General features: G+C 40.1%; 12 protein-coding genes and 5 tRNA genes. All 17 read left to right on the forward strand.

Going from position 1 to position 11,979, the window contains the following annotated elements:
* The first annotated feature begins 357 nt into the window (after positions 1 to 357).
* The 17 genes from KXD93_RS18750 (at position 358) to rpoB (ending at position 11,962) form a co-directional block, all read left to right on the forward strand.
* On the forward strand, positions 358 to 987 hold the full coding sequence (locus tag KXD93_RS18750; protein ID WP_258138883.1) for a DUF4412 domain-containing protein: 630 nt from the start codon (positions 358 to 360) through the stop codon (positions 985 to 987).
* Positions 988 to 1,076: 89 nt separating this feature from the next.
* Positions 1,077 to 1,271 (forward strand): 30S ribosomal protein S21, encoded by a 195-nt coding sequence (gene rpsU / locus KXD93_RS18755; RefSeq protein WP_067059690.1) that lies wholly within the window; start codon positions 1,077 to 1,079, stop codon positions 1,269 to 1,271.
* A gap of 47 nt (positions 1,272 to 1,318) precedes the next feature.
* Positions 1,319 to 2,269 carry a tyrosine-type recombinase/integrase gene (locus KXD93_RS18760; protein ID WP_308726294.1) on the forward strand — a complete coding sequence of 317 codons (951 nt, stop codon included), beginning with the start codon at positions 1,319 to 1,321 and terminating at the stop codon, positions 2,267 to 2,269.
* A 12-nt stretch (positions 2,270 to 2,281) separates the two neighbouring features.
* On the forward strand, positions 2,282 to 2,629 hold the full coding sequence (gene hpf / locus KXD93_RS18765) for a ribosome hibernation-promoting factor, HPF/YfiA family (protein ID WP_258138884.1): 348 nt from the start codon (positions 2,282 to 2,284) through the stop codon (positions 2,627 to 2,629).
* Positions 2,630 to 2,873: 244 nt separating this feature from the next.
* Positions 2,874 to 2,946, forward strand: a tRNA-Thr gene (locus KXD93_RS18770).
* Positions 2,947 to 3,011: 65 nt separating this feature from the next.
* Positions 3,012 to 3,092: transfer RNA gene (locus KXD93_RS18775), tRNA-Tyr, on the forward strand.
* A 96-nt stretch (positions 3,093 to 3,188) separates the two neighbouring features.
* A tRNA-Gly gene (locus tag KXD93_RS18780) sits at positions 3,189 to 3,261 on the forward strand.
* 124 nt (positions 3,262 to 3,385) lie between these two features.
* Positions 3,386 to 3,457, forward strand: a tRNA-Thr gene (locus KXD93_RS18785).
* 72 nt (positions 3,458 to 3,529) lie between these two features.
* Positions 3,530 to 4,717 (forward strand): elongation factor Tu, encoded by a 1,188-nt coding sequence (tuf, locus tag KXD93_RS18790; RefSeq protein WP_258138885.1) that lies wholly within the window; start codon positions 3,530 to 3,532, stop codon positions 4,715 to 4,717.
* Positions 4,718 to 4,840: 123 nt separating this feature from the next.
* Positions 4,841 to 4,911 (forward strand) — tRNA-Trp (locus KXD93_RS18795).
* A 19-nt stretch (positions 4,912 to 4,930) separates the two neighbouring features.
* Positions 4,931 to 5,125, forward strand: a complete 195-nt coding sequence (secE, locus tag KXD93_RS18800) for a preprotein translocase subunit SecE (protein WP_258138886.1) — start codon at positions 4,931 to 4,933, stop codon at positions 5,123 to 5,125.
* Between the two features lie 16 nt (positions 5,126 to 5,141).
* A complete protein-coding gene (nusG, locus tag KXD93_RS18805) occupies positions 5,142 to 5,684 on the forward strand; it encodes a transcription termination/antitermination protein NusG (RefSeq protein WP_258138887.1) in 543 nt (180 codons plus the stop codon).
* Between the two features lie 174 nt (positions 5,685 to 5,858).
* Entirely contained in the window at positions 5,859 to 6,299 is a 441-nt protein-coding gene (rplK, locus tag KXD93_RS18810; RefSeq protein ID WP_258138888.1) for a 50S ribosomal protein L11, read from the forward strand.
* Between the two features lie 27 nt (positions 6,300 to 6,326).
* Positions 6,327 to 7,025, forward strand: coding sequence for a 50S ribosomal protein L1 (rplA, locus tag KXD93_RS18815; protein WP_258138889.1), 699 nt, complete (start codon positions 6,327 to 6,329; stop codon positions 7,023 to 7,025).
* 3 nt (positions 7,026 to 7,028) lie between these two features.
* Positions 7,029 to 7,547 (forward strand): 50S ribosomal protein L10, encoded by a 519-nt coding sequence (rplJ, locus tag KXD93_RS18820; RefSeq protein WP_258138891.1) that lies wholly within the window; start codon positions 7,029 to 7,031, stop codon positions 7,545 to 7,547.
* Positions 7,548 to 7,606: 59 nt separating this feature from the next.
* Positions 7,607 to 7,990 (forward strand): 50S ribosomal protein L7/L12, encoded by a 384-nt coding sequence (gene rplL / locus KXD93_RS18825; protein ID WP_073405423.1) that lies wholly within the window; start codon positions 7,607 to 7,609, stop codon positions 7,988 to 7,990.
* A 168-nt stretch (positions 7,991 to 8,158) separates the two neighbouring features.
* The gene (rpoB, locus tag KXD93_RS18830; RefSeq protein WP_258138892.1) at positions 8,159 to 11,962 is read left to right on the forward strand and encodes a DNA-directed RNA polymerase subunit beta; all 3,804 of its coding nucleotides are present in this window, start codon (positions 8,159 to 8,161) and stop codon (positions 11,960 to 11,962) included.
* The last annotated feature ends 17 nt before the right edge of the window (positions 11,963 to 11,979 follow it).

Here is an 11,979-nt window from a genome sequence, read left to right on the forward strand (position 1 = left end):
TAAGGCAAATTTTGTTTTTGATGATTTTTGGCCCCAAAAAATGATTTTAAGTTATGGCATGTTTTGTGTCGATCCCAGTACAGGAAAATCCTAATTATTATATATTATTAATCATAAAAAACACAATCATGTTAGTTGTATTAGAAGTAGCAGCCCTTTTAGCAGTAATCGTTCTTCCTTTGATCCCTGCAAGGAAAACAGTTAAATAAATAAGACATTATTCTTAATTATCAGAATGAAGATGGGTTGCGTTTGCTGCCCGTCTTTTTTTTGCTCCAAAATTCGGGTGTTTTGGTAATTTCGTGCTGAAATATGGATGCTGTTTTAAACGCAGCTTCCAATCTGTATCTTTAGCACATGAAACAAACCCTTATCACCCTATTACTTTCTGTTTGCTGCCTGTTCACGTTCGCTCAATCTTTTGAGGGCCAGGTAGTGTATCAAACCCAATGCAAAAGCAAACTACCCAATGTAACTGACGATCAGTTTACTGCCATGGTAGGCAGCACCATGAACTATTACATTAAGGGCGGCGATTACAAATCAGATACGAATGGCTCCGTGATTTTATGGCAGCTGTACATTAATAAAGAAAATAAGCTTTATAACAAGTTTTCGAGCTCAGAGGCGGTGCTTTATAATGATTGTGCAGTTAACCCTGATTCGGTATTAAGTAGTGAGCTGCATGTCGGTGTGGCCGATATACTGGGGTACAAATGCGATGAATTGGTATTGAACTGTAAAACGGGTGTTCAGAAATATTACTTTTCATCAAAATTACCTGTCGACAGTAAGCTGTACACCAACCATAAGTTCGGTAATTGGTTTACTTATCTTTCGATGGCAAATGCTATTCCGCTGAAAATGGTCATAAATAATGCGCAATTCTCACTTGAAACTATAGCGACATCGGTAAAGCCGATGAAATTGGATGCAGCAATATTTCAACTTCCTGCCGGCATTACTACAGCTAAAAGCCCGTATTGATCAACCAATATAACTATTTCAAAAACACTCTTTAATATTCAAAATTAAATACTTAGCTTTGCCCTCCCTGAAAGGAGGTATTTGGAATTATGATCATTATTAACGTAAAAGACGGCGAATCATTAGATAAAGCATTGAAACGCTTCAAGAAGAAATTTGAAAAGACAGGTGTTTTAAGAGAACTTCGCAGTCGCCAGGCATTTGAAAAAAAATCAATTACCCGTCGTCACGAAATTAAACACGCCATCTACAAGCAAAATATGAACTTAGAAACAACCGTTTAATTCTTGTAAAAGAATTTTCGATTTTTCTATCAATATATTAAAACTATTTGTACATTCATCATTCGGATGTACAAGTAGTTTTTATGTTTATAGCCCGTTTTATCCGTTATATTAAATTCGAAAAGCGGTACTCTCCGCATACGGTATCGGCCTATCAATCAGACCTTGACCAGTTTATTGCCTTTATCAATAACCCTGAAGGTAAAACTCCGGCGCCATCGCCCGAAATAACGCATCCATCACAAATTACGCATTACCAGATCAGAAACTGGATGGTTGAACTAATGAACGACCAGATCATGGCCCGTTCAATCAATCGTAAAATCGCTACGCTGCGCAAGTATTTTAAATTTTTATTGCAGGAGGGAGTGATAGAAATCAATCCTGCGTCGAAGATCATCACGCCGAAGATCCCAAAAAACTTACCGGTAATAGTTGAAGATGTTAAGTTGTCGCAGATGCTTGATGAAAATGAAGTGTTCAGCCACGATTTTAAAGGACTGCGCGATAAGTTGGTTATCGAGATGTTATTTGGTACAGGGATGCGGCTTTCTGAGCTCCTGGGCGTTAAGGATAACGATATAAATGTTTATGAGGGAACGATAAAGGTATTGGGTAAACGCAATAAGGAGCGCATCATCCCGGTGAACCACGAACTGAAATTATTATTAGCTGAATACCAGCAGTTAAAGAAAAATCAGGATTTTTCCGGTAACAATTCCTTAACCCTGATCGTTACAGATAAAGGAGCAAATGCTTATTCAAAGCTCATTTATTTAATAGTGCAGAAGTATCTATCCTACATATCAACCCAAAACAAAAGAAGCCCGCATGTGCTGCGCCATACGTTTGCAACCAGCCTGTTAAACAGGGGCGCGGACTTAAACGCCATTAAAGAACTTTTGGGGCACGCTAACCTAAGCGCTACCCAAATTTATACACACAATTCTGTTGAAAGATTAAAGTCAATTTACAAACAAGCCCATCCAAAGGCATAAAAAGGAGGAATCATGAAAATCACAGTGCAATCTATTCGTTTTAATGCAGACAAGAAATTATTGGATTTTATCCAGAAGAAGGCTGATAAGCTTGATACCTTTTATGATCATATTATCAGCGGTGAAGTTTACTTAAAACTGGAAAACGTAGAAGACGAGGCCAATAAAATAACGGAGATTAAACTGATGCTGCCGGGCAATCAAATATTCGCCAAAGAGCAATGTAAAACATTTGAAGAAGCTACCGACCTGGCGATCGAGAGCCTTAGAAAGCAGATTGAAAAGCATAAACAAAAGAAAATAGCCGCTGATGCTGCTGCAAAAAAAGCAGTTTTACTAACAGTAACAGACGAGTTTTAAGCTAAATAAATATTAATTTTTAACGTAAATCGGTGGGTTTCAGCCTGCCGATTTTTTTTTGGAAAATAAATTTTGTTCAGGACTAAAAATGTGTAAATTTGCAATCCCTTTCGGAGAGGTATGTAAATGTCTTCTCGCTGTTAAAAGGGTTGGTTCTTTAAAATAAAAAAATACAGCCTAATTAATTAACCGGAATATTTCCGAAGTCAGTAATGACAGATGGAATAAGAAGGGGAAAATTTAAGCCTCCTTAGCTCAGCTGGTAGAGCGACTGACTTGTAATCAGTAGGTCATTGGTTCGATCCCGATAGGAGGCTCTGTTAATTTCGGATGAAGAATGTTTAGCTTCAACTTTGGACATTACGAGTCCGGAATAAACAATGGGGGGATACCAGAGCGGTCAAATGGGACGGACTGTAAATCCGTTGCTTCGGCTACGAAGGTTCGAATCCTTCTCCCCCCACAAAAACAATTAGTGAGGGATGAATTGGTGAGTTGGTGGTTGAATTTTATAATTCAATAAATCACTAACTCGCTAATTCACTCATTTAATTAAAAAGCGGAAGTAGCTCAGTTGGTAGAGCGATAGCCTTCCAAGCTATAGGTCGCGAGTTCGAACCTCGTCTTCCGCTCAATGATATGTCGGATTTCGAAATTTCGATTTCGGACGTTTAAAAAAGATGGCTGGGTGCCGGGTAAATTGTTGACAAGGGTGTAAATCCGAAATTGAACATCCGAAATCCGAGATCGAAATTAGCCGACGTAGCTCAGGGGTAGAGCACTTCCTTGGTAAGGAAGAGGTCATGGGTTCAAATCCCATTGTTGGCTCAATATTATAATAAGCATATAATAGAATACATTTTTAAGTATAAATTAACCTACAAATAATTAAATATAATCATGGCAAAAGAAAAGTTTGACCGCAGTAAACCGCACTTAAACATCGGTACAATCGGTCACGTTGACCACGGTAAAACAACCCTTACCGCAGCTATCACTAAAGTATTAGCTGATAAAGGCTTGTCAGAAGCTCGTTCATTTGATTCAATTGACTCAGCTCCTGAAGAAAAAGAACGTGGTATTACTATTAACACAGCGCACGTTGAGTATTCAACTGCAAACCGTCACTATGCTCACGTAGATTGTCCGGGTCACGCTGACTATGTAAAAAACATGGTTACAGGTGCTGCACAAATGGACGGTGCGATTATAGTAGTGGCTGCAACAGATGGTCCGATGCCACAAACTCGCGAACACATCCTGTTAGCACGCCAGGTAGGTGTACCTTCATTAGTTGTATTCATGAACAAAGTGGATATGGTTGATGATCCTGAGTTATTAGAATTAGTTGAAATGGAAATCCGCGAATTATTATCATTCTATGATTTCCCTGGTGATGATATTCCTGTTATTCAAGGTTCTGCACTTGGTGGCTTAAATAACGATCCGAAATGGGTTGAAAAAATTATGGAATTAATGGATGCTGTTGATAGCTACATTCCAATTCCTCCTCGTTTAACTGATCTTCCATTCTTGATGCCTGTTGAAGACGTATTCTCGATCACTGGTCGTGGTACTGTTGCAACTGGTCGTATCGAGCGTGGTGTAATTAACTCAGGCGAGCAAGTTGACATCCTTGGTATGGGTGCTGAAAACTTAAAATCAACTGTAACTGGTGTTGAAATGTTCCGCAAGATCCTTGATCGTGGCGAAGCAGGTGACAACGTAGGTTTATTATTACGTGGTATTGAAAAAACTGATATCCGTCGTGGTATGGTTATTTGCAAACCAGGTTCTGTAAACCCGCACACTGATTTTAAAGCAGAAGTTTACGTATTATCAAAAGCAGAAGGTGGCCGTCACACTCCATTCTTCAACAAATACCGTCCGCAATTCTATTTCCGTACAACTGACGTAACCGGTGAGATTTCATTGGCTGAAGGTGTAGAAATGGTTATGCCAGGTGATAACGTTACCATCACTGTAAAGCTGATCAACGCTATCGCAATGGAAAAAGGCTTACGTTTCGCTATCCGTGAAGGTGGCAGAACAGTAGGTGCCGGCCAGGTAACTGAAATATTGAAATAACCACTTGCTTCGCCAACAGGCGAAAACAAGGTTAGGTTATGGTTAATTTAACGCAAAGTACTTAGCTTTTTAGCTAAGTACTTTGTTAATAAATAAACACCCTTTGGAGAATAGGGGTTACATACGGGAATAGTTCAATGGTAGAATAGAGGTCTCCAAAACCTTTGATCAGGGTTCGAATCCTTGTTCCCGTGCATAACACAGTAAATAAAAATGGCTAACGTATCCGAATATATTAAGGAATCTTACATAGAGTTAACCCAAAAGGTAACCTGGCCAACCTGGAGAGATCTGCAAAACAGCTCAATCCTGGTATTGGTTGCGGCGCTTATCATTGCGTTAATTATATTGTTGATGGATCAGAGCATACACTTTTTGCTTGATCAGTTTTATAAATCACTAACCTAATATATAGTATAAACAGATGAGTGATCAGTTAAAATGGTATGTGGTACGGGCTATAAGCGGCAAAGAAAAGAAGGTTAAGCAATATATTGACGCTGAAATCAGCCGTTTGGGTATTACACACCTGGTTCCCCAGGTATTGATCCCAACAGAAAAATACTACCAGATGCGCGACGGTAAGAAAATTGCAAAAGAACGCAATATTCTTCCGGGTTACGTGTTGATGGAAGCTCAGCTTGATGCCGAAATTGAGCACATTATTAAGAACATAAATAGTGTTATAGGATTTTTAGGCGATAAGGCGGGTAATGCCATCCCGATGCGCCCTTCTGAAGTTAGCCGTATTTTAGGTAAGGTTGACGAAATGACAGCACAGGGTGAAACCATGAATGTGCCTTATTATATAGGTGAGGGTGTTAAAGTGATGGACGGACCTTTCAACGGATTTAGCGGGGTGATTGAAGAGGTTAATGAAGAAAAGAAAAAACTAAAGGTAATGGTAAAGATTTTCGGGCGCCGTACGCCGCTCGAATTGAATTACATGCAGGTAGAGAAAGAGTAAAAGAATTTCGGATGTCGGATTTTCGATGTCGGAAATTTTAAATATAAAATATTAGATTTTGTTTTAAAAGGTGATAAATCCGAAATGGAACATCCGAAATCCAAAATCATCAAAATCTTAAATGTTACTTAGCTTCCACTTACTAACATTGAGTTACAAATTAAATAAATAAAAATGGCAAAAGAAGTCGGTGCAATGGTAAAGCTACAGGTAAAGGGCGGCGCTGCAAATCCATCTCCTCCAATTGGCCCTGCATTGGGTGCAAAAGGTGTGAACATTATGGAGTTTTGCAAGCAGTTCAATGCACGCACCCAGGATAAAGCTGGAAAAGTGTTGCCTGTTTTGATTACTGTTTATGTTGACAAATCTTTCGAATTTATCATCAAAACCCCTCCTGTTGCAATCCAGTTATTGGAAGCAACCGGTTTAAAAAGTGGTTCGGCTGAACCCAACCGTAAAAAGGTAGCCAGTGTAAACTGGGGCCAGGTTGAGACTATAGCCAAGGATAAAATGGTAGATCTGAATGCATTTACTGTAGAATCAGCCATGAAAATGGTGGCAGGTACTGCCCGTAGTATGGGAATAACCGTATCAGGTACGGCTCCCTGGAATTAATTAATTTATACAAATCAGTTTAAGACAGTGGCTAGATTAACAAAAAATCAAAAAGTGGCAGTGTCCAAAATTGAGGCAAACAAAGCGTATTCCTTACAGGATGCAACATCTTTGGTAAAAGATATTACTAATACCAAATTTGATTCATCTGTTGATATTGATGTTCGTTTAGGTGTTGACCCGCGTAAAGCCAATCAAATGGTACGTGGTATCGCAACCTTACCTCATGGAACCGGCAAAACTGTACGTGTATTGGTGCTTTGTACTCCTGATAAGGAACAAGAAGCAAAGGATGCAGGTGCGGATTATGTAGGTTTGGATGATTATATTGCCAAAATTGAAGGTGGATGGACTGACGTTGATATCATTATCACTATGCCTAGTGTTATGGCAAAGGTAGGTCGTTTAGGTCGTATTTTAGGCCCGCGTAACCTTATGCCAAACCCTAAATCAGGAACAGTAACTCCAGAAGTTGGAAAAGCTGTAACTGATGTAAAAGGTGGTAAGATCGACTTCAAGGTTGATAAGACCGGTATCATCCATGCCTCAATAGGAAAAGTATCTTTCCCTGCTGATAAAATTTATGAAAATGCTTTGGAAGTATTGCAAACCATTTCAAAATTAAAGCCTTCAGCAGCAAAAGGAACATATTTTAAGAGTATTCATATCTCTTCAACAATGTCACCTGGAATTGAAATTGAAACCAAAACAGTAGCGGGGATCTAAATCATGAATAAAGAAGAAAAACACGAATTAGTAATCGCCCTTACTGAGCAAATGAAAGAGTACGGTAATTTTTATATCACCGATACTTCAAATTTGACGGTTGCAAAAATCAATGACATTCGCCGTAAATGTTTCGAAAGCGACATTACAATGAAAGTAGCAAAAAATAGCCTTATTCAAAAAGCTATGGAAGCTGCCGGTGACGATTATACCGAAATGTTTGACGTTTTGAAAGGTTCTTCATCAATTCTTTTCTCAAAATCAGCAACTGCTCCGGCAAAGCTGATCAAGCAGTTAAGGAAAAAAGGTGAAAAACCAATTTTAAAAGCAGCTTACATTGATTCATCAATATTTATTGGTGATAACCAGATCGATACTTTGATTGCATTGAAATCAAAAGAGCAACTGGTTGGAGAGATCATTGGATTATTGCAATCACCAGCCAAGAATGTTATTTCTGCACTGCAATCAGGCGGAAACATCCTTGCGGGCGTTGTAAAAACATTACAGGAAAGAGGTTAACCGAACACCTTAAAGTTCGATATTAAACAAAAAGCATTAAAAGTAAAATTTAAAATAAAATGGCGGATTTAAAAGCGTTTGCTGAACAGTTGGTAAACTTAACAGTAAAGGAAGTAAACGAATTAGCTCAGATCTTAAAAGACGAGTATGGTATTGAGCCTGCTGCTGCAGCTGTTGCTGTTGCTGCTGCTCCTGCTGGTGGCGATGACGCCCCTGCTGCTGAAGCTGTTCAAACAGCATTTGACGTTATCCTGAAAGAAGCAGGTGGCGCTAAATTAGCAGTTGTAAAATTAGTAAAAGACTTAACCGGCCTTGGTTTGAAAGAAGCTAAAGACTTAGTTGATGGTGCACCTAAAGAAGTAAAAACTGGTGTTACTAAAGAAGAAGCTGAATCTCTGAAAAAACAATTAGAAGAAGCCGGAGCAGTAGTTGAGGTTAAATAAGTTAACCCATACCAATATAGCATCAGACTCCGACCTTTTTGGTCGGGGTCTATTGCTGTTTATATAGTTCAGGTTATTGTTAATTGGTTATACCTGGTAATAATCTGAATCTCAGCATCTACCGAAAACACCTACATCAGTTTATTAATAAACTAAAATTTTATTCCCTTGGCAAACAAAATTAATCAAAGAGTAAATTTTGCAACCAGCAGAAAGGTATTGGATTATCCCGATTTCCTTGATGTGCAATTGCAATCTTTCCAGGAATTTTTTCAATTGGAAACTACCTCAGACAACCGCTATAAAGAAGGTTTGTTTAAAGTGTTTGCTGAAAATTTTCCTATCTCCGATTCAAGAAACATCTTCGTATTAGAGTTTCTTGATTACTTTATTGATCCGCCACGTTATGATATACAAGAATGTATTGAGCGCGGATTAACTTATAGTGTGCCTTTAAAAGCCAAGCTTCGCCTGTCATGTAATGACGAGGAACACGAAGATTTTGAAACTATTGTACAAGATGTGTACCTGGGAACTATTCCCTACATGACACCTAAGGGTACCTTTGTTATCAACGGCGCTGAGCGTGTAATTGTATCACAGTTACACCGTTCACCTGGTGTGTTCTTCGGCCAAAGCCGTCATACCAACGGTACTAAATTATACTCTGCCCGTGTTATCCCTTTCAAAGGATCATGGATTGAGTTTGCTACCGACGTTAACAACGTGATGTATGCGTACATCGACCGTAAAAAGAAATTCCCGGTAACCACTTTATTGCGCGCAATTGGTTACGACTCTGATAAAGACATCTTAGAGTTGTTCGAATTAGCCGACGAGGTAAAGGTTAGCAAATCAGGCCTGAAGAAGTTCATCGGCCGTAAGCTTGCTGCAAGGGTATTGAAGAAATGGGTTGAAGACTTTGTGGACGAAGATACCGGCGAGGTTGTTTCTATCGACCGTAACGAAATCATCCTGGAACGCGAAACTGTGCTTGAAGACGATCATATCGATATGATCATCGATGCAGGTGTAAAAACCATCATCCTGAACAAGGAAGATGCAGCTACCAGCGGCGATTATACTATTATATACAATACTTTACAGAAGGATACTTCAAACTCAGAAAAAGAAGCGGTTGAGCATATCTACCGTCAATTACGTAACGCTGAACCACCTGATGAGGAAACTGCCCGTGGTATCATCGACCGTTTGTTCTTTTCTGATAAAAGATATGACCTGGGTGATGTAGGCCGCTACCGCATCAACCGTAAATTAAAACTGTCAACCTCTGATGAGACTAAGGTTTTAACCAAGCAGGATATTATCGCGATTGTTAAATACCTGATCAAATTAATCAACTCAAAAGCTGAGGTGGATGATATTGATCACTTGTCAAACCGTCGTGTTCGTACCGTTGGCGAGCAATTGTATGCACAGTTTGGTGTTGGTTTAGCACGTATGGCCCGTACCATCCGTGAGCGTATGAACATTCGTGACAACGAGGTGTTCACACCGACCGACCTGATCAATGCACGTACATTGTCGTCAGTTATTAACTCGTTCTTCGGAACAAACCAGCTTTCACAGTTTATGGACCAAACCAACCCACTGGCAGAGATCACGCACAAGCGTCGTCTGTCAGCCTTAGGGCCCGGTGGTCTGTCACGTGAGCGTGCAGGTTTTGAGGTTCGTGACGTACACTATACTCACTACGGCAGGTTATGTACTATTGAAACTCCGGAAGGACCGAACATTGGTTTGATCTCTTCACTTTGCGTACACGCAAAGATCAACAACTTAGGCTTTATTGAAACGCCATACAAACGTGTGGTTGACGGTAAGGTACAGGTTCAGGAAGATGTTATCTATCTTTCTGCTGAGGATGAGGATGGCAAGACAATAGGCCAGGCAAATGCCCATTATGATGATAAGGGTGTATTTGCATTACCTAAGGTAAAAGCACGTTTTGAAGGTGACTTCCCGATCATTGAGCCTGAAAGGCTTGATTTAATGGACATCGCGCCAAACCAGATCACATCTATCGCGGCTTCATTAATTCCGTTCCTGGAACATGATGATGCTAACCGTGCATTGATGGGATCGAACATGCAGCGCCAGGCAGTGCCTTTATTGCGCCCCGAAGCTCCTATTGTTGGTACCGGTTTGGAAGGTCGTGTGGCTAAGGATTCACGTACACTGATCAACGCCGAAGGCGATGGTGTGGTAGAATACGTTGACGCTAACGAAATCCGAATTAAATATGACCGTAATGATCTTGATCGTTTGATCTCTTTCGACGGTGATAGCAGGAGCTACCGCTTAACCAAGTTTAAGAAAACTAACCAGAGCACTACCATGAACCTTAAGCCTATCGTTAAGAAGGGCCAGAGAGTTTCAAAGGGAGAGGTGCTTTGCGAAGGATATGCAACGCAAGCAGGTGAATTAGCATTAGGTCGTAACCTGAAGGTGGCGTTCATGCCTTGGCAGGGATATAACTTTGAGGATGCGATTGTAATATCTGAGCGCGTAGTATCGCAGGATATATTCACTTCTCTTCACGTTGAAGAATTTGAACTTGAAGTTCGTGATACAAAACGTGGTGAGGAAGAATTAACACCGGATATCCCTAACGTATCAGAAGAAGCCACCAAAGACCTTGACGAAGACGGAATCATCCGTGTTGGCGCCGAGGTTAAGGAAGGTGACATCCTGATTGGTAAGATCACTCCAAAAGGTGAGTCTGACCCATCGCCGGAAGAAAAACTGTTACGTGCTATATTTGGTGATAAGGCAGGTGATGTTAAAGATGCATCATTGAAAACTCCGCCATCTATCGCAGGTGTCGTTATTGATACAAAATTATTTAGCCGTGCTAAGAAAACTTCAAAAGCTGAAGAAAAAGCACAGTTAGAGAAATTAGATAACAAGCATGATAAAGCAGTAAAAGATCTTAAAAATACTTTGATTGAGAAGTTATTTGAGATTGTGAACGGCAAAACATCACAAGGTGTTTACAACGTTTACAAAGAGCTGCATGTACCTAAGGGCGTAAAATTCACCCAAAAGATTTTAGTTGAGCTTAGCTATGACAATATCAACCCAACTAAATGGACAACTGATGATGATAAAAACGACCAGATAAAAACCTTGCTTCATAACTACAACATTAAGTTGAATGAGGAATTGGGTGCTTACCGTCGTGATAAATTCGCTATCAGCGTAGGTGATGAGTTGCCATCAGGTATCGTACAAATGGCTAAAGTTTACATCGCTAAGAAGCGTAAGCTTAAAGTGGGTGATAAAATGGCGGGCCGTCACGGTAATAAGGGTATTGTTGCACGTATTGTACGTGACGAGGATATGCCTTTCCTTGAAGACGGAACACCGGTTGATATTGTGTTGAACCCGCTGGGTGTACCTTCACGTATGAACTTAGGTCAGATCTACGAAACTGTATTAGGTTGGGCTGGTAAAGAGCTTGGAATTAAATTCGCTACCCCGATTTTTGATGGTGCAAGCCATGAAGAAGTGGAAGAGTGGGTTAAAAAGGCAAACTTACCTGAATCAGGCCGTACCTATTTATACAATGGCTTAACAGGCGACCGTTTTGACCAGCAAACAACTGTAGGTATCATCTACATGCTGAAACTGGGCCACATGGTTGATGATAAGATGCACGCACGTTCAATTGGGCCATACTCATTAATTACACAACAACCATTGGGTGGTAAAGCCCAGTTTGGTGGTCAGCGTTTTGGTGAGATGGAAGTTTGGGCACTGGAAGCATTCGGTGCGTCGAACATACTGCAGGAAATATTAACCGTTAAATCGGATGATGTTATCGGCCGTGCCAAAACTTATGAGGCTATTGTTAAAGGCGAAAACCTGCCAACACCATCAGTTCCTGAATCATTCAACGTATTGGTTCATGAATTAAGAGGTTTGGGCTTGGATATCACGTTGGAATAATTAGAGATTTAGTGAAG

Origin of the sequence: Mucilaginibacter phenanthrenivorans (genome assembly GCF_024721155.1) — a bacterium.
GTDB lineage: Bacteria > Bacteroidota > Bacteroidia > Sphingobacteriales > Sphingobacteriaceae > Mucilaginibacter > Mucilaginibacter phenanthrenivorans.